A 25,778-nucleotide genomic window follows, 5' to 3' on the forward strand; every position below is an offset into this window, starting at 1 on the left:
GCTATGAGTGATTCAACGTCAATCCTTACCCATTTCCAAGAAATTACGATCATCCCCGACCCTGATATTGCGCCCTACTTTATCTGGAGCAAACTCTTTACCCAGCTACACATTGCGCTAGCTGATATTAAAAACAATCATGGCATTGAATCCATTGGGGTTAGCTTCCCTGACTATCATTATGATAATAAAAATGAAAAGTCATCTAAGCTGGGATTAAAGCTTCGTATCTTTGCCCCAAATCAAAAAGATTTAGAAACTCTACATCTTGATAAATGGCTATCGCGGCTTACCGACTATGTACATGTTAAAGGTATTAAAGAAGTTGGCGGTAAGGCGACTGGCTATGTCAGTGTGCATCGCTACCGCTTTAAACCAATAGAGGTGCAAGTAGAATCTCTAGCCAAAAAAATGGAGATTAGCAATGACGAGGCAATGGCGATTGTTACAAAACGCAAAACTGAATTAAAGCTGCCTTTTATCAGAATGTTTAGTGAAAGCAATAAAACCCATTATCCATTACAAATCTTACAGCAACCTAGTGAAGAGGACGTAGCTGGTAGTTTTAATGTATACGGTATGAATGGCATGCGCGATAACGTTACTGTGCCGCAGTGGTAGTAGATAAAATTAAAGGGTAATGACGAATTACCCTTTAATTGGGTATAAAAACCCTTTTTTTAATCTATTTAAAAACTTACAATAAAATCAAACAGTTACGACAAGATGAAAATTGGAGGGTAAATTAGGGTATTTTGCCCTTCGCGCCTTGTTATAACTGTCTTTTTTGAGGTATAGTTCCTCTTCATCACCGCTCAGGTGACTTAGAAATAAATACAGTAGCTGGCGTCGCTTATTCCTTCCTTCATCACCGCTCAGGTGACTTAGAAAACCTCTCGGTCGGAAAGTATCGCAAGGGAGCACTTCATCACCGCTCAGGTGACTTAGAAAATAGCAACAGGCGCATTTCAAGTCGTGTGGACCTTCATCACCGCTCAGGTGACTTAGAAATGCCACATGATTACATTGAATCACTAAGAGAGCTTCATCACCGCTCAGGTGACTTAGAAATGTGTTAAAGGAGGCTTTATGAGTACGTTAGGCTTCATCACCGCTCAGGTGACTTAGAAATTCTTAGGCGCTCAAGCGATGATTGGCGGTTTCTTCATCACCGCTCAGGTGACTTAGAAATAGGGTATTAGACTTTAAAGTCGCATTGGTTGCTTCATCACCGCTCAGGTGACTTAGAAAATTGACCTACAAATCGTAGTACCTCGGTATTGCTTCATCACCGCTCAGGTGACTTAGAAAGTCACGGATAACAAACATCACAGCAGCCATTTCTTCATCACCGCTCAGGTGACTTAGAAACCAATCTTAAAACCAACGATTGACGATGGGTTCTTCATCACCGCTCAGGTGACTTAGAAAAGTGTGCTTTGATTCAGCATTAAACTGATTTTCTTCATCACCGCTCAGGTGACTTAGAAAATGCGTCAGAGTTATTCCTAAACGCTGAGAGTCTTCATCACCGCTCAGGTGACTTAGAAAATGAATAGTAGGACTCGTTAGCGACTGGGCCGCTTCATCACCGCTCAGGTGACTTAGAAATAGGCAGCGTGGAGGGTTTAAAGTCTATCTATCTTCATCACCGCTCAGGTGACTTAGAAAAACGATAGTCTGCACATCATCTTCAACAATCACTTCATCACCGCTCAGGTGACTTAGAAAAAGATTAGCAACATCTTCAATCGGTACGCGATCTTCATCACCGCTCAGGTGACTTAGAAAACAGGCTGAAATATTGTCTCGTGGCAGGGAATCTTCATCACCGCTCAGGTGACTTAGAAATACAATTAAATAAGAGGGCTTAGAATGGCTTGCTTCATCACCGCTCAGGTGACTTAGAAAATGTAAACAACTTGATGATCTGTAAAAACGTTCTTCATCACCGCTCAGGTGACTTAGAAAAGTGCTGCAGCCGATGCCGAATTTCGAGGTGACTTCATCACCGCTCAGGTGACTTAGAAATGTTTTAGGGCTTTTGTTAATCTCATTTTCTACTTCATCACCGCTCAGGTGACTTAGAAATGATGTCGGGCTGATAGTCGGTATGACAATAACTTCATCACCGCTCAGGTGACTTAGAAATTTACAAGATGATTCAGGTACTAATAATTTTACTTCATCACCGCTCAGGTGACTTAGAAAGTTAATACTCATAATCTTATCTGATACCTTACCTTCATCACCGCTCAGGTGACTTAGAAACTTAGAGCAAGACCCTTGATATTCACCACCTCCTTCATCACCGCTCAGGTGACTTAGAAAAAAGTAGTATGATTATCTACTAAAAGGTTCTCCTTCATCACCGCTCAGGTGACTTAGAAACGTATAATTCACCTTTAAAATTAATAGATAGACTTCATCACCGCTCAGGTGACTTAGAAAATGATAATACTGTCTACCTATTAAAGGTGATACTTCATCACCGCTCAGGTGACTTAGAAATTATGGAGAAAGAGAGATAGGAGGATTCATAGCTTCATCACCGCTCAGGTGACTTAGAAATTATATAAGATTGCTGTATAATTAAAACCCTACTTCATCACCGCTCAGGTGACTTAGAAACACAGAATAGACTTACCTAAAGCTTTTACAGGCTTCATCACCGCTCAGGTGACTTAGAAATACTACCTGTGGCACTATATGGATCACTGTAGCTTCATCACCGCTCAGGTGACTTAGAAATGATCCAGTGCCTTCTTTTAGATAAGTCATTTCTTCATCACCGCTCAGGTGACTTAGAAATAGTAATGGTGCTTTATAGTCTTTAGGATCATCTTCATCACCGCTCAGGTGACTTAGAAATTGATATAAAAGTATTGCCGCTATTTGAGCCACTTCATCACCGCTCAGGTGACTTAGAAAATCTACCGCAGCAAACCGCCACTTTTCATCTACTTCATCACCGCTCAGGTGACTTAGAAAATGAAGGGTTGCAGCACATCATTAGTCATGATCTTCATCACCGCTCAGGTGACTTAGAAAATGCTCTAAACAGTGTTGATTCACCGTACTGGCTTCATCACCGCTCAGGTGACTTAGAAACTGAGCAAATAGAGCGCCTTAAAATGCTAAATCTTCATCACCGCTCAGGTGACTTAGAAATTTTACCCTACAGTTAACATCTTTTGAATTTGCTTCATCACCGCTCAGGTGACTTAGAAAAATAAAGACATGCTGCCAACCAATATGGAGTCCTTCATCACCGCTCAGGTGACTTAGAAAAAAAAGCTATCAATGCAAGTTAAGACCGAGAACTTCATCACCGCTCAGGTGACTTAGAAACTTGCGATAGTTTCCCGACCGATGGGCAAACACTTCATCACCGCTCAGGTGACTTAGAAACATAGCTTCTGAAACCTCACTCTAGATGGTCGCTTCATCACCGCTCAGGTGACTTAGAAAGCTATAGGCTCGATAACATGACCGCGCTCAGTCTTCATCACCGCTCAGGTGACTTAGAAATATTGAGGCTGGCACATTATCCGCATTAATCACTTCATCACCGCTCAGGTGACTTAGAAATTGTTGATTACTCATGAGCTTTGCCAACCCTGCTTCATCACCGCTCAGGTGACTTAGAAAGCCAAGATAGGAAAGTCGCAAGGGCTTATGACCTTCATCACCGCTCAGGTGACTTAGAAAATACAATATGAACCTAAGAATAAGAAACGGTACTTCATCACCGCTCAGGTGACTTAGAAAATGACGCGGTGCATTACAAGTTGCTTGATGAACTTCATCACCGCTCAGGTGACTTAGAAACTAGTAAAATTAATCACTAGGGCAAATCGAACCTTCATCACCGCTCAGGTGACTTAGAAATACGTCGGACTCACCGCAGCCTATTAAGCTAGCTTCATCACCGCTCAGGTGACTTAGAAATGATCTCACGGCTGCTCTTAGTAATGGTATGGCTTCATCACCGCTCAGGTGACTTAGAAAGTTACAAACGGCTTAGATGGTTTGTTAGATTTCTTCATCACCGCTCAGGTGACTTAGAAAAACATCGCCCGACACAAATCACTACCCGTCAGCTTCATCACCGCTCAGGTGACTTAGAAATGCTACTACAGTGCAAACGCATTATTCATGACCTTCATCACCGCTCAGGTGACTTAGAAAGTGATAGCGTTATCTTTGTTTAGGTCAAAACTCTTCATCACCGCTCAGGTGACTTAGAAAACTAATCGCGCCGCTCGCTACCGTAGCTGAATCTTCATCACCGCTCAGGTGACTTAGAAAATCAAAACCTATACTGATAACTTCAGATTGTTCTTCATCACCGCTCAGGTGACTTAGAAACACTCAAGATGGTAATTACCACCTCCAATCGCCTTCATCACCGCTCAGGTGACTTAGAAATATAAAAATAATAATCAAGGTATAACAATGCACTTCATCACCGCTCAGGTGACTTAGAAACCACTATCGTTACTGAGTATTTGTCAGAGTGTCTTCATCACCGCTCAGGTGACTTAGAAAGCTAAGATAGATCTAGAAGCTAACAAGGCTGTCTTCATCACCGCTCAGGTGACTTAGAAAGCATAGCTTACTGGGCTATAACGATGACGAGTCTTCATCACCGCTCAGGTGACTTAGAAAATTGACTCCAATCTATCAGCCCAATTCTGGGCCTTCATCACCGCTCAGGTGACTTAGAAAGCTAAGATAGATCTAGAAGCTAACAAGGCTGTCTTCATCACCGCTCAGGTGACTTAGAAAGCAGTCAATGGCACCCATTCGTTACTCACTAACTTCATCACCGCTCAGGTGACTTAGAAAGACCTGACGGGTGGTAATTATCTAGGGCTTGCCTTCATCACCGCTCAGGTGACTTAGAAATTGCTCAGGGCTAATAGAGCAGCTATCGCTAGCTTCATCACCGCTCAGGTGACTTAGAAATTCATATTGAAGTATTCGATTCTAAAGGACGTCTTCATCACCGCTCAGGTGACTTAGAAAACGCAACAAGGTCAGAACGGTGACGTCAAGATCTTCATCACCGCTCAGGTGACTTAGAAAACGCAACAAGGTCAGAACGGTGACGTCAAGATCTTCATCACCGCTCAGGTGACTTAGAAAAGCCACAAGTCGCACTGAGTCCGAGAAAATCACTTCATCACCGCTCAGGTGACTTAGAAATGAGCAACTGCAAACGGTCATTATCCGCGTCACTTCATCACCGCTCAGGTGACTTAGAAAAATAAGCCGCTAGCTTGCGACGAGCTATGGAACTTCATCACCGCTCAGGTGACTTAGAAAAGCTAATACTTAGCGAGTATGTAGGGCAGTGCCTTCATCACCGCTCAGGTGACTTAGAAATTTTTACCAACGCTTTGAGCCTGACTTGGAGCCTTCATCACCGCTCAGGTGACTTAGAAAACCACTCCCGTATGTACCGTCACATGCCCTAGCTTCATCACCGCTCAGGTGACTTAGAAAAGCAAAGAACATTGTTCTGTATTCGCCGTTACCTTCATCACCGCTCAGGTGACTTAGAAATTACATCGGCTTTAATGATAATTACAAGTACGCTTCATCACCGCTCAGGTGACTTAGAAAAGTAGCTAGTCGTCTTAAAGATCAACGACACCCTTCATCACCGCTCAGGTGACTTAGAAATAATACGTTGAGCAGGTCTTCGCCAGTAGCCGCTTCATCACCGCTCAGGTGACTTAGAAACACTGGTTAGCATCTGCGCCCCAAACTTTACCCTTCATCACCGCTCAGGTGACTTAAAAATGAAAATGTTATGGTTTTGCTTTGCTCGCGTTCTTCATCACCGCTCAGGTGACTTAGAAAAAATCGGTACAACTAAAGAGCAGCAAACTATGCTTCATCACCGCTCAGGTAACTTAGAAACTTACAAGCGTCATCTAATGTCGTGTATTTTCTAACTTTCCTATAAACCTAAGCGAAGTAGGTTTTAATTATTAGCCACCCATCGTAAGCTATGAGTAGAGGTCAATAAATGAGGCCTATCGACCACATTAGATCATCATCTTATTGGGGTGTGTATGAAGTCACTTAAATCATTATCGATTGCCAAGTTACAGACAACATCGGTGCTCATATTTCAAGGCGTCCTTGATCTATTCAACATTTATACCTGTTATATCAGACCGTTTATTACTGAAGCATTTAAGCTTGAGCAAAGCGCTGTATGGACTAAAACTACATTGTTCATCAAAGAAGACAAAAAATGGTTTTTAGTCAATAATTTTGAACTTTTTCACCTGATTAAAAGCCATGATGTTAATTTTAGTGTGCTAAGACAGGACGTACCTGTGAGATACATTTCAAAGAATCAGTTTGAATTTGACCTCTGTTTTTATGAGCTAATCGAGCTCATTGCTCAGCATAACAAGAAGCTAGATATCAAGCTCATTTACACACATTTAAAAAATATTTTAGATAGACGGATGAACCAACAGTTATTTGGCAAAAATATCTTTGCCATTACTACATTTTGCCGGCTCATCAATATCACTGAGCAGACCTATCATACAAGGTGTTCTAAGGAAGTATCATCATGACTCAAAATAATGACACCTCTCCCAATCAGAAACAATGGCTGTCTGCTAAGACTATTGATTACTTAAAAAGTGATAAAAGATTTGTTTACCCAGAAGCAGTGGTAGAGGCTATCTCCACCATCGTTATTGCAGTGCATGAAGATTATGAGCGCGCTGATAACTCTATTAAATACTTATTAGAGACGATTGTGCCACTACTACAAAATGAGCCAGTTGCCGATCAGTACATGCAAATCACTCGGAAGGCTTTGGCACAGAAACCGCTAATTTTTCAATTGCTTATTTTAATGCAAGATATTGACAGTCGTCAGCGGCTCGATCACTCATCGCGGCTGTTTTGGCTGGCCATAGCAATGCACACTGCCGCGCTGCTCATTGTGTCCGATAGAAAAACCGATACCAAAAATATACTTATGCAATTTAAGATGGCACAGTTTTCATCGACTTCTAGGCGTGTCTGGCTGTGGGAGGCTCTTTCTGATATCGAACACATTGACATGAGCTTCGAGTATATATTATCGGAATTTAATAGTCTGTTAGAACAGAAAAAAAGCGCATTTGAAGTGGCAGATGAGTTATTAGCTGCTCATATTAAAGAAAAGAAAGCATCAAAAGGTAAGTCTAATGAAAATGATAAACATACAGAGAAAATAAAAAAGGATAAGGCTGATGCAAAAGCAAAACTCAGTCAAATAGAGAAAATAACGACCGCCTATCAAAGTGCACATGTATTACAGAAGCCAAGACCTAAACGTAAGAAGCCACCTAAAAACATTAAAATTAAAGCTATCAACTTAGCAGATAATACGTCTACATCTCCCTTAGACTCTACTGCAACGAATCATAACTGGAATACTAAGCCCAGTAATGATGCATGGGGTAGCACACGTGATGATATAGGACACAGTGCTACCGCCGTAGATCTCGCATTTTTAGATCCTAATACCGAAATCTATGAAGGGTTAACTACCAGCTTTGAAGAGCGTATTGACCACTATGAAGCGCCCTATGTCAGCTATGGCGAATATCCAAACCCGTTAACCAAAAACTCTATACCACTGCAAACTATCGACCTATCGCTACAGCAAAACTATATGTCTCAGCGCGATCTTGCGCTCAACTCTAACACGCGATTACTCTCCCTTGCCGGCTACCAAGCACTATTTGCTGCGCTCAACCAAGATGCAAGCACCTTGCCAGAATCAGAGACTCATAAAACCTGTGCGGGTATTTTACTGTTATCTATGATTACCGGACTGCCAGTTAAGTCCTTACTAATACCCAGCTATATCGGCCATCCTGGTATTTTTAATCTTGATGGTAAAAAATATTACATCAAACACAGCTTAGGTATTACCGAAAGGTCCACCATCCAAACTTTAAAAAAGGAAGATTATGAAAATCATTCCGATACCATCAAAGTTCCACTGCCTTTGTGGTTGATAGATGATTTGCTTGCTTGCGAGTTACCAGTAAAAGAAGATTTTACGGCTTATGTTGCCAACTTGCGTAGCAGCCTTGGATTGCCGTACCTGTCCGTCAATCGTATAGAGACCGCACTACATGTAGTGCTCTCTCGTTATACACCTGACTGTCATCGGCATATTGCCGATATCATCTGTCGCACGCCAGCGCCCCATGCTCCTGCGATGTATTACAGTAGCCATACTAGCGAGATGATCATTGCTCACTATAAATCAGCGCTAAGCGTATTGAGTAGCTTAAGTAGTTTTGACTTAACTTATATCACTCCTTGGCATAAATATACCGTAGGCTCAGGGTTTGCGCTCAAAATTGATAGCGTCAAAAATATCATGAATGATATGAAAGTCTGGGTAGAACAAAGTATAAATGATGAAGATCAATTCAATCGAACCAGTATTTTTGTATGGTTTGTATTCTGCCTCTTAACTGGAGTACGACCGAATAACGGTCTTGGTAAAATGTACAATATCGATCTTGATATGGGTTGGCTGATCATCAACGATAAGCCTGTTAAAAAAGTCAAAAGTGATCGTTTGATACCGCTATGCCCTACGCTTGTACGCCATTTAACAGACTATAGAGCGTATTTGATTGACTATCAGGCTAAGCATCAGTCAAATCATGTCATCAGCGCCACCATTGACAATATTCGCTTAGGTAACGATGAGGCTTTATTGAAACTATTGTCTGAACGTGCTCCTACTCTTAATGCCACTGCTCTCAAGGATATTAAGCGCGGTGATGCTTATCATATGACCAAACACATCATTGATGCCAACCCCTATTGGACACGCCACTTTGTCCGTACTCAGCTTGAAAACCTTGGCGTTTCCTTATCGCTGATTAACACGGTTATTGGGCATGAAAAATCTCGTCAAGAAGTGTTGGGGCGCTTCTCATCGAGTAGTAAAGCAGATATTAATCGTGTAGCGTCTGTGTTTGAGCAGATCGCTGAGCAGCTAGGACTAACCGACATAAAAATCGACTACTATACTAATCCAAACCATTTTGGCATAAGCCCTGCAGAGGTAGATAATGCTAATAGATAAGTTACGCTTACCAAAAATTATTGATGATTTAGCAAAGTTTGATGGTAGAAAAAAGCGCTATGTGCCTTACCCATCCATACTCAAAGACAGTGACGCGGTGAGGAAATGTGAGATAGAGCTACTAGCTGACTTACAGACCGAGTGGGAGTCACTGAAAAGGATTCATTCTGGAAGGATCAGATTCATAAAGTCTTTCGATAAACATTACCGACAAGTGCTTTTGCTCGATGAGCGCATCTTTTCATTTTTACCAAGCTCTAGGGATTATTTTGATTTGTCATGGCTGTCATGGAGCCAAATATTAAGCCAATGTCAGCATGATTTTTATGAACAGCTAAAACCTTTAGCTAGTGAGGGATTTGATGAGTTTCAAGCTATCATTCAAAATAAGATTGCAAAAGCTTATAAATCAACCAAAACATTAAAGCAAGCATGGCGAACCGTTACTAAGTTTATCGATTATCAAAACCAGCATTATATGCTTGCAGAACACTATTATCCTAAGATAATCGCGCCGCAACCTACCAAAACGAATCCACTGATTATAAATACAGCTTGGGTCAAAAACGGTAAGGCACTGGTCAAAATTATTCGCGCAGTGCAGCACCACTGGGAGCAAACAACCGATTACAGCCAAGAGAAAATATTAGGCTGGCTAATCTTCTCAGGGATTGTATATGGCGGCATTAATGAGACGCAGATGCTTCAAGGGTGGCTTACCTCTTTACTTAACAAAGAGTATCAGCCGTTCATTAATGAGAGAATAGTGGTCTCGCCGCGCTTTATCCAAGAGCGATTTGGTAATGAGCGTGAAGGTGAAAAAGGTAGTGAAAAGCTGTATAACACCAAGCAAATCGTTGTGGATATAGTCAGTCAATGCTGGCTGATACGTTACCATCAAGATAGCAGTCAAGAAGAAATCAAATCTACCCTTGCTAATCTTTCTAAAGATAAGCTTGAGCACTATCTACATTGTACTCTAACAGACATAACTGAGCCTTTAGCTATTAAGCCGCCACCCTTATCCCGTTTTTTATATTACGCCAGTTATTATTGGGAGGTGCTAGATGGCGCTGATATTGATCATGCGTCGGTAGGGGTCATGCGAGGCTTACACAATACCACCGGACTCATCGCGCCAGACTTTGAACGTCTTTTAAATAAAGAGTATAAGCATACCAAAACTGCTTACGATTTAGAGCAGATTTTAGCGCTTTCTATTCATAAAAACTCTAGCGCTAAAAAGATTGCATTTGAGGACTCTAAATTCATAAAAGTGCGCAAGTCAGATTTGATAAAGCAGCTGACTCGTGACTTTAAACTGGACGAAGAGCAAAAAAAGAAAAAACTAAGCTATACACCGCCTACACTTATCGAAAGAGTGCAACAGCGCTGTGAGCAATATACCGACATGAGCGAGGCTATTTTATTACAATGGACACTAAGTTTACTATGTAGTGAAAAACCGCCCAAAAACAGCTCTATCTTACAATATGTCAAAACTATAGGCTATGAATGGCTATACTTTAGCGCTGGTCAGTCCATTCACAGGTGGTCAGAAGAGGATTTTGAAACTCACTATGAGGATATCTTGGAGTACAAAACTGTGGTACGTAGCAATACTACGACGGTTTATGCAGCTAATTTACTTCAGCGCATGCATGATTTTGCTGATGTGAAATATGACTTGCCCACCGTGAGAATTGAACAAACTGATAAAGGGCGCCGGGTGCGCTCGGAGCTGATATCACCACAAGCTTATCGAGCTATTATCAAGCAGACATTGGAGTCGGTTGATATATTAGAGCGTGAGATGTTCGCACTATTATTTATACTGCTCTATCGTACTGGCATGCGCAAAAAAGAGCTGCTGGGACTCAAATTTAATGACATTGAAGGGCTTAAGTCTGCACGGCCGTCATTGGTCATCAGACCAAACAGCTTCCGCTCAATCAAGACGCAAAGTAGCGTGCGCCGCGTGCCTATTTTTGCCTTATTAAAACCTGATGAGTTGCACTTTTTTATGAGCTTTGTGCAAAGCAATATCGGTGATAATACAAACAAGTTTATATTTACCTTATCATCTGATCAGCGTCCTATTGACGATCATGTGCCTTTAGATTTCCTCAAACAGGTTTTAAAGGACATATCAATAGATAAAAACGTAGCAACGCATACCATCCATGGCTTTAGGCATACAGCGGTGAGAAATTTATCTTTAGTGCTATTAAATCATCCGGATCTGGTTCAATCATTGACCGATTATGATAATAGCGATGTATTGCGTATTAAACAAGGCTTACTCGGTGAGCATATCGATGCGCAAGATCGCTGGTACGCCTTATCCGGTATCATGGGACATCTGTCACCGCAGCGTAGCTTTGAGTATTACAACCACTTTGCTACCTTGATGGCCACTTATGCTTTAAGTATCACTGATATTAGACTACCTAAGCAAACGTTGTGCAACATTACTAACTTTACCCGTGCTAGGCTGATTAATAACTCTAATATTATGGCTAATGACATGGTCAGCATGCCTAGCATGCGTAAGCTATTATTCAAAAATATCATAGAAGGCAGACGCAAATCACCACGATTTATAGTCGAAAATCCTGATAAGTATTTTTTATTAAACCCGGAGCCATTAGCCACTGATGAGCTGTTTGGTCGTTACGGTTTAAACCGAATACAACTACTATTACAGACCTCTGATGAAAAAACCTCCTTAAATAAAGCTGCACAGCTGGCAAATATTTCTGTGCACGATGCAGAGATTTTAATGAAACGTGCAAGAGAGGTTGTCGCCATCACCACCAAACACGGTAAGCCCCGCTTTGTAAAACCAACAGATTTAGAGACTACTGCTTTAAGTCCGCTAAGTATTCAATACCAAAGTGATCTGAGACTGCTATCACCCCTATTAAGCAACGCTTATCGGCTACGAGAAAAATCAAAGCCTGACTGGACTTGGTTCCTTAATATATGCCGTCAAAAACTGTCTAGCAGCAAAGCATATGTGACATTTCCAGAGAAGCAGAAAAAAGAATTACAGCGGTTTGTTGATATTGCGAAGCGATTACTGCCTGATAAAAACTGGCTTATCACAAGTAGTGAAGCTGTGCTTGAAGAAAGTATGCACACCTCTGGTTATCAAGATATGCAAATGAAAATTAAGAAGAAAAAGAAAGACGAAGGCGAAGAAGAAAATAAAAATCTAATGAAATCCATTCATATAGGAATTGCAAATCGAGATTACAGAATTAAGAGTCTAGAATCTGTAGACGATGAAGCGGATTGCACTAAAAAAGCTAAATGGCAATACTCACCGCTGCTACGATTTTTTGTACACATGATGCTAATTACTGACGAAACCCTGCCCATTATTGATTGATAAGGAGTTTTAGAAAATTTGCTGATTATAATCATCAAGTAAAATAAATTATCTCAGCTTAATTCTGTGCTCGGTTGCAACCCCGTATATTTTAAAATTGCTAAACCGGCTATCAGTAGTTGGATAGTCGGGATTGAGCGCTATCAGCTGAGTATACTCCTGCCCCAACGTTTCATCAAAGCCACAGTCTCGCCATTTGCGTAGCATCACTTTATCGGTATTGTCGGTTGCAATCACATAATCACCTGGCGCGGGAGTCAAGTTGGGATTGATGAGGACCAGATTTTTTGGCTGAAATATGGTTTGCATACTATCGTCTTCTATCACAATCCAATAAGCATTTTCGTCGCTTCTTTTTACTACTGGCTCAAAATCATTAGTTGTAACTTGCTCGCCCTTCAATACTCTTCCTATTTGTTCGTCACGATATATAGGGTACACACATAACTGGTCTATACCTTGCGATATAGCACATTTCTTGCTTTCAGTAACCATCTCTCCTTTGCCTGTAGATAACCATTCGGCATTTACACCTGTACATATCGCCATTTCAACCAACTTGGTTGAGCTATTGTTTCTGCCATTTTCCAAGTCTGAGATGGCTCCTTGTTTTGCATCTATGGCTTTAGCCAGATCCAATTGAGTCATCCCTGCGTATTTCCGCGCTTTTTTTAATCTCTCACCTATCGTGTCTATCATGAACTGTCTCTTTAAGATACTTATAGGTTCATTATGGTAAAAATTAATAACGTTTTAGCGTTGTTAAAATAACGTAATAACGTTATTATGATGATTGTTTAATACTCTTTATTTATTTAACGTCAAACCATGTTGGAGGTCTTATGTATCCATTATCTAAAGAAAAGCTTGAACAGTCACGCAGCATTCAGGCGCAAATACTGCAAAGCGCTGCAAAGTATAAACGAGGTCAACTAGCCCAAGGTATCGGCGTTGATACAACCACCGTCGGGCGCTGGTTAGATAGCAGTCATAAAGACAGCAAACTGATGCAGTTTGCTATTATTTTGGCGATATGTGAATTGAAAGTAGTACCTGCCAATATGAAATGCTATGACATGCAGAAGATTGATATCTTATTTAGACTCGCAAAAAACAGCTTTGATCGCTTAGATGTCGCAGAGGATTTTTTTATGACGCCAACGACTGATCAAGGAGGACATCATGAGTAAATCAGATGATGTGGGTATTTGGCTACCCATTTATATTGGCGAGATGCTGGCAATGACCATACGCTTTAGTACTGAACAGATAGGTGCGCTGTATTTACTTATGATGGATTACTGGAAAAATGGTGAGGTACCACATGATGATAAAATCATTGCCGCGATCACTGGTCTATCTCCTACTAAAACTAAAACATTTATCAAATTGCTTTTGAGTATTCAGCTCTTTGAAAGCAATGGCGAGCTATTATTCAGCTCATATCTTAACGATAAAAAAGAAACTGCAACAAATAACAGAAGAATAAAATCTGAACGGGGTAAAAAAGCTGCTGATGCTCGGTGGGGTAAAAATGAAAACAGTAACAGTCAAAACTATAAGCCTGCCCATGATAAAAGTAATGCACAAGGCGTATCTGAGCCATGCTCAAGCAATGCTAACGCCATACTTGAGCAATGCCCGTCATCATCATCTTTATCTTCATCTAATAACTCTTCTCTCTCTCACTTAAATAATAACCGTTTAGATATTGATCCTATTAAAGACTGGGCAGCACCTAAACTCAATCAGACAAACACTTTACTTAAAAACGCATCATCATCAGCACCAGTATTAGATTCAAAAGCTTATGCCAATCATATTAAGAGTTTCAAAACGTACTACACAGAGCAAGAACTAAAAAACAATCCCATTTTAACGGATGACAGACGACGTGATGTATTCATTACATGGATCAATAATGACCGTCAGTATCCTCCAAAAAATAAAAAAAGCAAAGGAGAGCACTATGAGTCAGCCTCAAAAACCAATCAAAAAAATGCATCTGGCGACGCATTTGACTATGCTACCCACTACGTTGAGCAAGGTTAACAAGACGTTGATGCCTACTTCGACCGCATGGCGTGATGACGATGCTATTGATGATAACCAACAGATGCGACAAATAACCAAAGAGCTGGTGAGGTTGTTTGGTGAATGGCAGCTAAACTTCGGTAATAAAGCAAAAGCTAAGGACTACCCTATACACAAAGCCATATTATGGGCAACGGTCATCATGCATTTACAGCCAACTGCTGATCAGTGGCAAAAAGCTCGGCAGCGCTCTATCCTTGAAGAATGGCCACCAAGCTCAGCGCGTGACTTACTAGCATTAGCAGATACTAGTGAGCAAGATTATCCAGACAGTCGCCAAGCTTATCTTGATGCCGCTCAGAAAAAGTATGTCCATGCTGTGGTTTATGAAACCGCTCGAAGGGTTGGCTTTTCAGACATAAGAAATAAAGCAGAAGCCCTTACCTATCCCTCTTGGCAGCAAATATATCCGAAGGTATGTCAGGAACATAGCAACGGCGCTACATTCACATTACCTCAATCACGACAAATTGCTCATAAACACATACCTATGTCTAATGACAGCCCCATGGCTGCAACCGTCGATACATTTTTAAAAGGGTTTGGACGTCGAAGTATTTAGTGCTATATATGAATAGGTTGTCATAAACTTAACTGGCTTAGTAGTCTGTTATAGATGCTTCCACTAATGCTAGCGGCGTTGTTGCTGCATGACACGGCTAGTATTGGTATGTTGATCAGTATATTAGGAGCAGTCGTTTGCGTGGTAGGTGTGGGAAAGTTTTCGGTATAAGCATCCTTCACTGCTTGGGCATGATACATATGATACATTGGCATCTGATAAAATTAGAATGATTAAATCAAACAAGGATTGCTTCCTATACAGTATTTACATGCTTATATCTGCTCATTATCGTTATAAATTACTAAGTATCACGCATCAAGCCAGTGCTGTTGTCTGGCATAAAGAAGCTGTTTGGGCGTATCGATATCATAGCTGAGTTGATGGTTGATAACAGTACTTAACTGATTTGAGGGTAAGGCTCTAATCAAATGGCGCAGACCTTTATCCCCTAGCAGTAATGGTTGCCACTGTTTGAGACGCTCAGCATTAATGACTATCGGAAGACCAACGATATTACTCTTACTTTTATTAGTAGAAGACGCTTTCTCTATACATTGATAACTACTAGCGACCACTGTCCTTTTGACCGCTAATAATTCTATTATATGATTACTATCTAACAATAATTGATCCACCCCCATGATTAACACCCGATTAATCAACGACATCTTCAAGTTAATCAAAGCTTCAATACCAAGAGACAAGCTATGTGCCATACCAGTTTCAGGTATCAAATTAGCCACGGAATAGATTATGGTATTTTGATGGACTAAGTCATCAATCGCATCAGCAATTGCTGTTTGGTCTTGCGGAATGACAATAATAACGGCAAGAGGCTTTGTGGCTAATGCCATTTTAGTCATATAACAGACAAGAGGTTCGCCATGCTTGCTAAGCAGTTGTTTAGATTGACCAAGACGCTCGCTTAGGCCGCTCGCTAAAACAATAACAGCATGATTTTGTTCATCATCTTCTATGACGCTATACAATGGCGTTTTGGTCGGTAAAATAGAATTATGAGTATCAACATTGCTAGTCATGAGCGTAATCATTTTTATAGTTATCGAGGTCAGATTGCTCTGAGGTTTGAATATTATATTGGCTATTTGGCAGTAATGTTTGCGGCGCGTGTCCATGAATCACCGCGCTCATTTGTGCCATGATACTGAGTGCCAATGCTTCAGGTCCATCCCCACCCAATTTATAGCCGATAGGATAATGCAGTTTACGAATACCCTCCGCTAAAATGTGCGGGTTAGCACTTGTCGCACTAATTTCTTTGATTAAACGCTCAGTACGATAGCGAGGTCCCAGTTGTCCAAGATAACGATATTGAGCAGAATGCTCTAGTAGTACAGCCAGTCGAGCGCGGTCTTGGGCCAGACTATGAGACATCACAGCAACAGCAGCGCCAGCACTGAGATTAAGCAATTTTTCGCTATCATCCAAAGCTACGCACAGTACTGAGTCTGCTTGGCTAAAGCGCAAACGTATTGCATATTGTGGTCGACTGTCTATTACTGTGACGTGCCAATCCTGTAGCTTTGCCATTGTCACCAGCGGTATAACATCATTACCTGCCCCGCAAATAAGCAATCGTGTTTGTGGGCAAATGCGCTGAAATAACCACTCAGTCTCATGCTGCCGATCACCTGTAGCTTGTAATTCTACATCACCCGTTAGCTTAATGTATTCAGTATTTTTTCCATTAAACTTATACTTTGATAGTTTTTTAATCGCATTTAACAACACATCATCTATAAAAGTATTCGAGTCGTCTGCTATATTTTGGTTCAAATATGCATCAGCCAGATTTCCCGTTTTTAGATACTGATTTAAATAAATACGGGTACCAACTTGCATTTTTGCCCCTTTAGTTTTGGGACTATCAGACTTGATAAGAGTGGCAATGGTTACTGGCTGTTGAGTACTACGAACCTGACGGACTAAATCGAGTAATGGTATTGCTGACGATAAACGCTCAAACAATACATGTACTCGTCCATTACAACCCAAGCCAAAATTGAGCTCGCCCTCTAAAATATCGTCTTCAAACATATCTTCATCTTCGACAGTAGTGTCTTCTACAACAGTCGAATCAGAATCGCCATTGTTAAGATATCCAATATCATCCCCTGTTTGGTATATCTGAACGCTTGCGCCATGACGGGTAAGCCAAAATGCACGTTTGATAATGTGCGGTTCAAGACAGCCACCACTAATCATTCCCACCGAACGTCCATCGGCGCAGATAAGCATCATCGCACCTGATTGCCGGTACGCCGAGCCCTCTGTTCGAACTACAGTGGCTAATACGGCATCGATGTTTTGTCGTATCGCCTGCGCAGCAAGGTCAAGGATATCAGCAGTTTGATTCATAACGTTCCTTATAGACTTAGCAATAAGCTAAAAAAACCCGCTGTTTAATCGGGTTTTTTAGCAAAACAGTATTTGATAAGAATCAACCTGGTAGCTGGTCAATAAGCTTATCTAGAGTAATAGGAAAATCTCGAACCCGGATACCGACTGCATTATAGATAGCATTTGCAATCGCTGCTGCAGCGCCTGAGATTGCCGTCTCACCAATCCCTTTGATATGCATCGGATTGGTATAACGATCATCTTCTTCTAGCAAAATGACATCCAATTGCGGTACGTCAGCATTGACAGGAATATGGTATTCAGAGAGGTCATGATTACATAAGCGCCCGTCATGCTTATCATGGATAACCTCTTCCATCAACGCTGAACCTATACCAAAAACCATACCGCCATAGCACTGTGAAGTAGCGGTTTTGTGATTGAGAATACGCCCAGCTGCAAACACTCCCGTCATACGTTTGACTCGAATCTCACCAGTCACTCGGTGCACAGCGACTTCCGCAAAATTGGCACCATAGGAGGCTTGGCGATGGGTTTTTTCATTTTTACCTGGATTAATTGCGCCTTTGGCACTTAAATTTTGGTCATCATATTGCGCAATAATCTCAGCTAGTGAATAACTTTTATGGCCACTAAAATCATATCTGCTTTGTTTAGCCGTCTGTTTCTCTGGTAAGCGTTCCAATATAGATTCAGGGAGAGAGACGTTCGTCTTTTCTGCTAACTTTTCCACAAGCTCGGTGGCAACATCCTTACCAGATTCAATGATAGTCTCTGTTGCTGTCTCTTTATGCTCTCCTATTTTGTTGATCTGCCCTTTATTTAGTTGGATGGTATCGGGATATAGTCCGACTTTGTCTGCTAGTATTTCACGCAATTGCTGACAAGCCAGATAAATACTGCTACCAGAGCTTGCCGCACCCATGCTACCGCCTGAACCAACGGCAGGCGGTAGGCTGGTATCACCAAGTTTCATCTCAATGTGGTCAACTGGCAGACCTAATAGGTCAGCAGCAATTTGGCTAAATACGGTATAAGAGCCTGTACCGATGTCAGTCATATCCGTCTCAATGATGGCTTTAACGCCAAGCTCCTTTGAGCTATCGACTTGTAGGGTTGCTCGTGCTTCAGAAAGCTTTAACTGATTACCGCGGGCAGCGGCAGCCATACCGATACCCATCCACCAATCTCCTTCTAATCGTTTAGCAGGTATCTTATTGCGCTTCTCCCAACCAAATTGCTCAGCCCCTTTCTCCATACAGGCAATCAATTGCCGAGTTGAAAAAGGTATCTCTTGACTAGGATCTTGCTTAGGCTCATTACGGCGGCGTAGCTCTATAGGATCCATATCTAATTGAATCGCCAACTCGTCCATGGCACATTCAACAGCAATTAACCCCACTGCTTCCCCAGGGGCGCGCATAGAACCTGATAGCACTTTATTAATATCAACCATCTGATAGTCAACCTGACGATTTTCACCGCGGTATAGATAGTGAGTAGACAGCGCTGTGGGCTCAAAGAAGCTCTCACCGGGTAAATTGCTAGTGATAGTATTATGAATAAACGTATTAATAACACCTTCTTTATTGCAGCCGATACCGATACGCTGACGCGTATTAGAGCGCCTTATGGTGGTTTCCATCACTTGCGGACGAGTCATCACAATCAATACTGGACGCTTTAGCTCTTTTGCAGAGATTGCTGCAGCAATCGATTCAGGAGCAATACCAAGTTTACTGCCAAAACCGCCGCCAACGTAACGAGCAATCAGTTGCACATTATCTGGATCCAAATTTAGGGCATCCGCCACTTGTTGTTTACAAGAGGACAACATCTGGTTGGAGGTATACATAATTAACTTCTCACCCTCCCAATAAGCCAAGGTGGCATGTGGCTCCATGGGCGAATTACTTTGGCTTGGCGTATGGTAAACCTGATCAAACGAAACCTCAGACTCTTGAAGTCCTTGCTCAGGATTGCCCTGTTTATGATTCTTGTCCGAGCCTTTCTTTTCATCAACCGGATGCGCATTTCCCAATGCTGAGCCAAAATCTATCACGGCATCTTCTGTTTCATCTTTATAAGTTACCTTGATAGCTTTTGCGCCTTCGGTAGCCGCTTCAAAGGTTTCAGCGATTACGGCAGCTATTGGCTGACCATGGTAAAAAATCTCAGCGACTCCTTGAGTGGGTGCTTTTCTCTCTCCACCTTGCTGAGCATTACGTAAAAAATGCTCGGGATCAGTGACCACTTTAATAATACCTGGAATCGCCTCTACTGCATGGCTATCGATGTGCTTCACCTTGCCTTTAGCAATGGTCGCACCAACTAAGACGCCGTAAACCTGTCCTTCAATATAAAATTCTGCGCTATAAGTCGCTTGTCCACTGACTTTCAAGGAACCGTCTACACGGTTGATAGGTTTACCAACCAATTGACTGGCAGTTTTATCAAAAAGAGTATCAACTGGGTTATCCATGGTCAGTTTTTTTGTGGGTTCTGATGGCAGTACTGAGTCCAATAGTGACATAATTATGCTCCCTTACCCGTTAGTGCGCGTTCAATAACTTGTTTTAACAAGCGACGCGTCAGCGGTATCTTAAAGTCGTTTTGACCACTACCTTTGGCATCCTTTAATAACAAATCTGCCGCTTGCGAAATAATGTCAAGGTTACCGTCTGTGCCCGTTAAGAGCGCTTCAACTGCTTCATTACGCCAAGGCTTAGTGCCAATACCACCAAATGCCAAACGTACCGTTTCTAACTCTTTCTGACTATTAACATTAATTACTGCCGCGCATGATACTAAGGCAAAGGCATAAGAGGCGCGATCACGAACTTTGTCATAAGTATGCATCCCTTTCATTGGAGCTGGGAGAACAATATGAGTAATAAGCTCCCCTGTCTCTAAAACGGTTTCAATATTTGGCGTATCTTTTGGCAAGCAATAGAAGTCTTTAATCGGAATCTGGCGCGTGGTGCCATCTGCTTTGAGCGTTTCAATGGTGGCATCGAGTAAGCGCATCGCTACCGCCATATCTGATGGGTGCTGTGCTATACAATCGTCACTCGTTCCTAAGATGGCAAGTGGGCGATTTTCACCATTGATGGCTGGACAGCCAGAACCAGGATTGCGTTTATTACAGGGACTATCCGGCTGATAAAAGTAGTAACAACGGGTGCGTTGTAATAGATTGCCACCTGTAGTCGCTTTATTACGTAATTGTCCTGAAGCCCCTGCTAACATTGCCCGTGCTAGTACGGGGTAGCCTGCTGTAACCGCTGGGTGCGCGGCCAAATCGCTATTCGTTACCAGCGTCCCGATGCGTAGTCCACCATCAGCGGTAGCCTCTATTTGTTGCAGCTCTAAGCGCGTAATATCAACCAGTTTTTGAGGAGTCTCAATCTCAATCTTCATTAGGTCCAATAAATTGGTACCACCGGCTATAAATGAAGCGTCTTTAGGGGTGGCAAACATAACAGCTTGTTGCGGCTCAAGGGCACGGATATATTCAAAGCGTTTCATGAACGGTCTCCTTCGGCATTGGCAACATTGGCAGTTTGCTTTACTACCGACTGATTGCCAATTTGTGTCTCGCTAGGCGGCGGTGACCAAATACCGCTAATAGCTACATCGGCTGCGTTATTATTAGCCGCATTGTCACTCATTGAAGAGGAGTTTGACACTTGCTTTTCAAGCACCTGTGAGATGGCTTTGATAATATTGGGATACGCCGAACAACGACAAATATTGCCACTCATACGCTCAGCAATCTCTTGCACTAGTAGTCCATTAGGATTTTGCAAGTCAGTAGTCACATGACTTGACCACTGTTGTTTGACTTCTTCTATCAATGCGGTTGCTGAACAAATCTGTCCGGGCGTACAATAGCCACATTGAAACGCATCGTGATCTTTAAAAGCCTGTTGCAACTCTGATAGCGACTCAGGCAGTCCGATACCTTCAATGGTGGTAATCTCATCACCATCGTGCATGGATGCTAATGTCAAACAAGAATTGATTCGTCGCCCATTAATAAGCATAGTACAAGCGCCGCACTGCCCATGATCGCAGCCTTTTTTTGGTCCAGTGATATGTAGGTGGTGACGACATACATCTAGCAATGTCGTTCGCGGGTCAAGATTATCAAACTCATAATCCTGCTGATTAATCATTAATGTTAAATTAGTCATGCTGGCTTCTCGCTGGCAAATAGTAATCAAATATTAGATTAGGTCTTGTAACTAGTCTATAGATTAAATGTTAACTGAATTCAGTTATTGCTATCATATTTTTCAGCACCATAAAATTTTGCTAACTTTAGCTAAGAAAGTATGAAAGGCGCAGTTCGGCTAATTGAGCTATGCTGAAGAAACCGTAGAGATAAACTTGGTAAACTAACGACTCGATGAGGAGTTTACCATGACCAAGAAAATCAGAACTTACAGCACAGAATTTAAAGCAGAAGCCGTTAAGAAGATAGCAGACAACAACGGCAATATTTCAGCTACTGCAAAGCAGCTTGGCATCGCGACGCAAACACTATCGAACTGGCATAACAAAGCCAATCAAGGCAAGCTTTTAGCAACTGAGCAATATGATCCTGAGCTTATGGCAGACATTCAGGAAATAAAGCAGCTCAAGCGACAACTCAAAGTGGCTGAAGAGGAACGAGAGCTCCTAAATGAGGAGGGAGAAAGCGAAGCACTGCTTCGCCCCGATGCAAGATGAGAGCTATGCTCGAATGAGGCCACGGCGTACTTTGCAAAGCACAGTTAGTCAGGTACGCCTTTATAAAATCCAATCAGCATCTTTTTAATATTATCCGCATGTGCCGTGTATTAAACGTAAAACCATCAAGCTATTACGACTGGATAAATCGTGAGATTAGTGAACAGCAGATACACCGTAACCACTGTGAGCTATTAGTTAAAGCCGCTCACAGTGGTTACGGTGTGGTTCGACTTTATGCTCACCTAAGCGCGCAAGGCCATGTCATTAGCTTGTACATAGTCAGACGTATCTTTGATGAACATGGCATGGCATTAAATGCCGTCGCCACAAGCGCTTTAAAGTCACTACGGACTCCAATCATAACAAGCTCGTCTATCCAAACGTACTAGATCAAAAGTTTGATGCTAAGCGCCACAATGAGTCTTGGGGCAGTGACATCACTTATATTTGGACTGCTGAGGGTTGGCTATACTTAGCAGGTGTTAAAGACTTAGTATGCCGTACACTCAACATGGTAATTAAGAATAAAGTGCCAAGCCAAGGGCTGATTGTACATTCTGATAGAGGCAGCCAGCATTGCAGTCATACCTATCACAAAATTATCAAGCAGCATCATTTTAAAGGCTCAATGAGTGGTAAAGGTGATTGCATTTGATAATGCGCCAATAGAGAGTTTCTAGGGTGAGGAGCACTGCTCCGCAAGGAAGAATAAGCTTGTATACCATCACGAGTATAAAACAAGGTTTACAGCGACCAACGAGATCACACAATATAGAGAGCTGTACTATAATCAAACTAGGATTCAAAAGGATTTAGGCTATAGATCGCCAAGGCAGGTGTGGTTTGACTTTTATCATCAGGCTGCGTAACTAAAATCTCCCAAGTTTAACTATACAGATTTGACGGCAGGCGTGATTGATGGTGGGGTTTGAAAAGCCAGACAATCTTGAAGATAAACATATAATAGCTATTAATAATAATTGATGGATTGAAAGGAAGTATTATGGAGTGGCAAGCGTGGTTTGCAATTGACTGGCAGCAAATACTTGGTATTACTTTATCGGCGCTAGGATTCTATCTTGTCTTGATGCTCTTTACTCGAGTGATGGGACTGCGAAGTTTCTCTAAGCTTTCAAGCTATGATTTTGCGATGACAGTAGGTATTGGCAGTATTTTAGCATCAACGATATTGTCTGACTCTCCATCTTTGCTGCAAGGATTGCTAGCCGTTGGAGTACTATTTATTATACAAGCATTCATCTCAGTGGTTAGACGAAAATCTAAACCTATAAAAGCGTTAATTGACAATCAACCCATCATCTTAATGGCTCACGGTGAGTATTTTTTGGACAATTTAAAAGATGCAAATCTCAGTACCAGCGATGTTCAAGAGGTACTACGTAAGAATGGTCTGAAATCGAAAAAGGAAGTATTTGCGGTAATTATGGAAACGACAGGTGATATGAGTGTGATTAAGAATAATGAATTCATACCTGACTATTCCTTATTTGATGATATCCGTGATAGTGAACTACTACTTGACCCTATCTATAACACGTCAAGCTCCAATATCAACAATAATCCATAAGTAAAAACGAAATAAAAAAGATAGTTAGCGCTATATATAATATGTTAGCTACCTTTCGCTGTCCTTAAAATTATAAGAAGAGAAGATTGATATGGATTGGTCGAGTATCTTTATTTATGACACAACATGGTCATTTGCTGCCGAAATTGTCATACGTGTGGTTGTGATGTTTACCATGATTATTTTATTTTTACGTTTTACTGGTAAACGCGGCGTTCGGCAACTGTCTATCTTTGAGCTAACAATTATTCTATCATTAGGGTCTATTGCTGGTGATCCAATGTTTACTAAGGATTTACCACTGATTCAAGCGGTACTGATCATGAGTATCGTGATTGCTCTATATCGTTCATGCACATGGCTAATGATGAAATATCAGCCTTTTGAAGATCTCTTAGAAGGTACCTCGCTTTATATTGTAGAGGAGGGTGTACTGATACTTGAGAAGATCGAATTGGGCCAAATGTCACATGATGAATTTTTTTCTGAGATGCGCATGCAGGGCATTGAACACTTGGGTCAAGTGCGGGTTGGGTTGTTGGAGACGAATGGCGATTTTAGTATATTGTTGTATCCCCGTGATGAGGTACGTTATGGTCTGCCCCTCTTTCCCAAACAATATCAGTCAGTCACTCAGATAGATTCTGGAGATTACTATGCTTGTATGTATTGCGGTCATGTCGATAAGCCTTCAGCCCTTAAGGAGCTCTGTAGTCGCTGTCATAACAAATGCATAGGATGGGCCAAAGCCATGAATAATGTGATTATTAGGTGATCGTATTAAGATGGTTTTTCTTTGATACTTTCTTCTGTTAGAAATTTCTTCATAAACAAGGATGCTTGAGTTAATATCACTCTTCTTTTAAACCTTTTCAAAATCTATCTAGATGCTGTGCTAACACTAGGTTCAGTTCTCTAAAATCTGTTAAGATTTTATCAGCGATCTCTTATTAAAGAACCCAGCGCATAGGCTGGGTTCTTTGGGTAATAATTTAGATTAAAAGACTAAGCAAGATCACGCACCTTTGGCTCACGCTCCCACAGACGCGATTTAGCATTATCAATAAAGGCATCTAAATCAGCCAATGGCGTGACAAAGCTGTCTTTTTCAATCGGTAGCTTACTTAAGATAAATTCATCGGTCGCCCCGCAATAAGCAATCGCTTTACAGTGCACATAAGCATCTGTAAACCAATCAAGTGTAGCGCTGTCTTTAGCCAGTTTCTTTGCTTGCTCCGGCATAATGATACTCACCACCGCATCAAACATCACAGACGGACCACCAGCAACGCGCTCATCGGCTTGTATACGAGTATCATCGTCCAAGACAACTTCTTTACTTGGTGCGACAATTTTTACTCGAGCGCCCTCTGCGGTTGCGGCCTCTTCAAACTTCTTAATTTCGCTATGCTTTGAGCCTTCTGCTACCAAGATGCCAATCATACGGCCTTTTAATGTCTTAGGCGTACGACCAATCGTTTGTAATGCATCCGATGTCGCCATCTCTTGTATTGGTGCCGCAGCCTCTGCCGCTTCTGGCAATTGCATACCTAGTGCTGTTGATACCCGCTTAGCCAAGTCTTCATCGATATTACGTAGATGGCTAAGCATACGCGTACGTACATGGGCCGCATCTACTTTACCCAGCTCAAACACATAAGCAGAGGCAATATGTGCTTGTTCAGCTGGCGTTTGACTACGATAGAACATACGCGGCTGGCTATAATGATCGGCAAAGCTTTCAGCACGCACGCGACCTTTGATACCATCATCTAGCTGTTCATGGAACGACTCAAAGCCTTTTTTAACACCCTCGCGCGGTCTTGTTGGGTCTAAGCTTTGTGGCTCATAAAGCACACGAGTTTTTGGCACTTGCATC

The 25,778-nt window shown here is 41.8% G+C and carries 16 protein-coding genes, 1 pseudogene and 1 CRISPR repeat array; of the genes and pseudogenes, 10 read left to right on the top strand and 7 right to left on the bottom strand.

Features of this window, described 5'->3' with window-relative positions; all coding sequences use genetic code 11:
- Positions 1 to 3 precede the first annotated feature (3 nt).
- The 4 genes from cas6f to ACMHKH_RS06860 all read left to right on the top strand — a co-directional run bounded on the left by cas6f (position 4) and on the right by ACMHKH_RS06860 (position 12,533).
- Positions 4 to 621, top strand: a complete 618-nt coding sequence (cas6f, locus tag ACMHKH_RS06845) for a type I-F CRISPR-associated endoribonuclease Cas6/Csy4 (protein ID WP_413519890.1) — start codon at positions 4 to 6, stop codon at positions 619 to 621.
- Positions 622 to 803: 182 nt separating this feature from the next.
- Positions 804 to 5,931: a CRISPR direct-repeat array (repeat unit 28 nt; unit sequence CTTCATCACCGCTCAGGTGACTTAGAAA).
- Between the two features lie 155 nt (positions 5,932 to 6,086).
- The gene (locus ACMHKH_RS06850) at positions 6,087 to 6,605 is read left to right on the top strand and encodes a hypothetical protein (protein ID WP_413519891.1); all 519 of its coding nucleotides are present in this window, start codon (positions 6,087 to 6,089) and stop codon (positions 6,603 to 6,605) included.
- Positions 6,602 to 9,139 (top strand): hypothetical protein, encoded by a 2,538-nt coding sequence (locus ACMHKH_RS06855; RefSeq protein WP_413519892.1) that lies wholly within the window; start codon positions 6,602 to 6,604, stop codon positions 9,137 to 9,139. Before ACMHKH_RS06850 ends, ACMHKH_RS06855 begins: the two co-directional genes overlap by 4 nt.
- Entirely contained in the window at positions 9,126 to 12,533 is a 3,408-nt protein-coding gene (locus ACMHKH_RS06860; protein ID WP_413519893.1) for a tyrosine-type recombinase/integrase, read from the top strand. Before ACMHKH_RS06855 ends, ACMHKH_RS06860 begins: the two co-directional genes overlap by 14 nt.
- Positions 12,534 to 12,581: 48 nt before the next feature.
- Here the strand turns inward: ACMHKH_RS06860 and ACMHKH_RS06865 are convergent, their stop codons facing one another.
- Complete coding sequence (locus ACMHKH_RS06865; protein ID WP_413519894.1) at positions 12,582 to 13,232, bottom strand: S24 family peptidase; 651 nt, start codon at positions 13,230 to 13,232, stop codon at positions 12,582 to 12,584.
- Positions 13,233 to 13,375: 143 nt separating this feature from the next.
- Here ACMHKH_RS06865 and ACMHKH_RS06870 point away from each other — a divergent pair, with 143 nt between their 5' ends.
- Genes ACMHKH_RS06870 through ACMHKH_RS06880 form a run of 3 tightly spaced genes read left to right on the top strand, consistent with a single transcriptional unit; the run spans position 13,376 to position 15,189 of the window.
- On the top strand, positions 13,376 to 13,723 hold the full coding sequence (locus ACMHKH_RS06870) for a hypothetical protein (protein ID WP_413519895.1): 348 nt from the start codon (positions 13,376 to 13,378) through the stop codon (positions 13,721 to 13,723).
- The gene (locus tag ACMHKH_RS06875) at positions 13,716 to 14,585 is read left to right on the top strand and encodes a hypothetical protein (RefSeq protein WP_413519896.1); all 870 of its coding nucleotides are present in this window, start codon (positions 13,716 to 13,718) and stop codon (positions 14,583 to 14,585) included. Before ACMHKH_RS06870 ends, ACMHKH_RS06875 begins: the two co-directional genes overlap by 8 nt.
- Complete coding sequence (locus ACMHKH_RS06880) at positions 14,503 to 15,189, top strand: hypothetical protein (RefSeq protein WP_413519897.1); 687 nt, start codon at positions 14,503 to 14,505, stop codon at positions 15,187 to 15,189. Before ACMHKH_RS06875 ends, ACMHKH_RS06880 begins: the two co-directional genes overlap by 83 nt.
- Before the next feature lie 311 nt (positions 15,190 to 15,500).
- Here the strand turns inward: ACMHKH_RS06880 and ACMHKH_RS06885 are convergent, their stop codons facing one another.
- The 5 genes from ACMHKH_RS06885 to ACMHKH_RS06905 all read right to left on the bottom strand — a co-directional run bounded on the left by ACMHKH_RS06885 (position 15,501) and on the right by ACMHKH_RS06905 (position 21,770).
- Positions 15,501 to 16,232, bottom strand: a complete 732-nt coding sequence (locus ACMHKH_RS06885; protein ID WP_413519898.1) for a nucleotidyltransferase family protein — start codon at positions 16,230 to 16,232, stop codon at positions 15,501 to 15,503.
- A complete protein-coding gene (locus ACMHKH_RS06890) occupies positions 16,225 to 17,571 on the bottom strand; it encodes an XdhC family protein (protein WP_413519899.1) in 1,347 nt (448 codons plus the stop codon). The genes ACMHKH_RS06885 and ACMHKH_RS06890 overlap by 8 nt, the downstream gene beginning before the upstream one ends.
- Before the next feature lie 82 nt (positions 17,572 to 17,653).
- Positions 17,654 to 20,107: a molybdopterin cofactor-binding domain-containing protein gene (locus tag ACMHKH_RS06895; protein WP_413519900.1), complete on the bottom strand. Its 2,454-nt coding sequence runs from the start codon at positions 20,105 to 20,107 to the stop codon at positions 17,654 to 17,656.
- 2 nt (positions 20,108 to 20,109) lie between these two features.
- Entirely contained in the window at positions 20,110 to 21,102 is a 993-nt protein-coding gene (locus ACMHKH_RS06900) for an FAD binding domain-containing protein (RefSeq protein ID WP_413519901.1), read from the bottom strand.
- Entirely contained in the window at positions 21,099 to 21,770 is a 672-nt protein-coding gene (locus ACMHKH_RS06905; protein WP_413519902.1) for a 2Fe-2S iron-sulfur cluster-binding protein, read from the bottom strand. The genes ACMHKH_RS06900 and ACMHKH_RS06905 overlap by 4 nt, the downstream gene beginning before the upstream one ends.
- A 229-nt stretch (positions 21,771 to 21,999) precedes the next feature.
- Between ACMHKH_RS06905 and ACMHKH_RS06910 the strand changes: the two are divergent.
- From ACMHKH_RS06910 to ACMHKH_RS06920, 3 genes and pseudogenes are all read left to right on the top strand, one after another.
- Positions 22,000 to 23,180 (top strand): annotated as a pseudogene (locus tag ACMHKH_RS06910) (IS3 family transposase).
- Positions 23,181 to 23,314: 134 nt separating this feature from the next.
- Positions 23,315 to 23,899 (top strand): DUF421 domain-containing protein, encoded by a 585-nt coding sequence (locus ACMHKH_RS06915; RefSeq protein ID WP_413519903.1) that lies wholly within the window; start codon positions 23,315 to 23,317, stop codon positions 23,897 to 23,899.
- Positions 23,900 to 23,990: 91 nt separating this feature from the next.
- Positions 23,991 to 24,674 (top strand): DUF421 domain-containing protein, encoded by a 684-nt coding sequence (locus tag ACMHKH_RS06920; RefSeq protein WP_413519904.1) that lies wholly within the window; start codon positions 23,991 to 23,993, stop codon positions 24,672 to 24,674.
- Positions 24,675 to 24,904: 230 nt separating this feature from the next.
- On the opposite strand, the gene ACMHKH_RS06925 is transcribed toward ACMHKH_RS06920, so the two are convergent.
- Positions 24,905 to 25,778: catalase-related domain-containing protein (locus tag ACMHKH_RS06925; protein WP_413519905.1), on the bottom strand; the 874-nt coding region annotated here is incomplete at its 5' end.

This window comes from Psychrobacter glacincola, from assembly GCF_965118485.1.
Taxonomy (GTDB): domain Bacteria; phylum Pseudomonadota; class Gammaproteobacteria; order Pseudomonadales; family Moraxellaceae; genus Psychrobacter; species Psychrobacter glacincola_D.

What these genes read in the sequence shown, in the direction of transcription:
- ACMHKH_RS06870 (WP_413519895.1), top strand. Translation starts at nt 13,376, where the DNA reads ATGTATCCATTATCTAAAGAAAAGCTTGAACAGTCACGCAGCATTCAG.
- ACMHKH_RS06890 (WP_413519899.1), bottom strand. Translation starts at nt 17,571, where the DNA reads ATGAATCAAACTGCTGATATCCTTGACCTTGCTGCGCAGGCGATACGA.
- ACMHKH_RS06860 (WP_413519893.1), top strand. Translation starts at nt 9,126, where the DNA reads ATGCTAATAGATAAGTTACGCTTACCAAAAATTATTGATGATTTAGCA.
- ACMHKH_RS06880 (WP_413519897.1), top strand. Translation starts at nt 14,503, where the DNA reads ATGAGTCAGCCTCAAAAACCAATCAAAAAAATGCATCTGGCGACGCAT.
- ACMHKH_RS06895 (WP_413519900.1), bottom strand. Translation starts at nt 20,107, where the DNA reads ATGTCACTATTGGACTCAGTACTGCCATCAGAACCCACAAAAAAACTG.
- ACMHKH_RS06920 (WP_413519904.1), top strand. Translation starts at nt 23,991, where the DNA reads ATGGATTGGTCGAGTATCTTTATTTATGACACAACATGGTCATTTGCT.
- ACMHKH_RS06850 (WP_413519891.1), top strand. Translation starts at nt 6,087, where the DNA reads ATGAAGTCACTTAAATCATTATCGATTGCCAAGTTACAGACAACATCG.
- cas6f (WP_413519890.1), top strand. Translation starts at nt 4, where the DNA reads ATGAGTGATTCAACGTCAATCCTTACCCATTTCCAAGAAATTACGATC.
- ACMHKH_RS06865 (WP_413519894.1), bottom strand. Translation starts at nt 13,232, where the DNA reads ATGATAGACACGATAGGTGAGAGATTAAAAAAAGCGCGGAAATACGCA.
- ACMHKH_RS06915 (WP_413519903.1), top strand. Translation starts at nt 23,315, where the DNA reads ATGGAGTGGCAAGCGTGGTTTGCAATTGACTGGCAGCAAATACTTGGT.
- ACMHKH_RS06905 (WP_413519902.1), bottom strand. Translation starts at nt 21,770, where the DNA reads ATGACTAATTTAACATTAATGATTAATCAGCAGGATTATGAGTTTGAT.
- ACMHKH_RS06875 (WP_413519896.1), top strand. Translation starts at nt 13,716, where the DNA reads ATGAGTAAATCAGATGATGTGGGTATTTGGCTACCCATTTATATTGGC.
- ACMHKH_RS06855 (WP_413519892.1), top strand. Translation starts at nt 6,602, where the DNA reads ATGACTCAAAATAATGACACCTCTCCCAATCAGAAACAATGGCTGTCT.
- ACMHKH_RS06885 (WP_413519898.1), bottom strand. Translation starts at nt 16,232, where the DNA reads ATGACTAGCAATGTTGATACTCATAATTCTATTTTACCGACCAAAACG.
- ACMHKH_RS06900 (WP_413519901.1), bottom strand. Translation starts at nt 21,102, where the DNA reads ATGAAACGCTTTGAATATATCCGTGCCCTTGAGCCGCAACAAGCTGTT.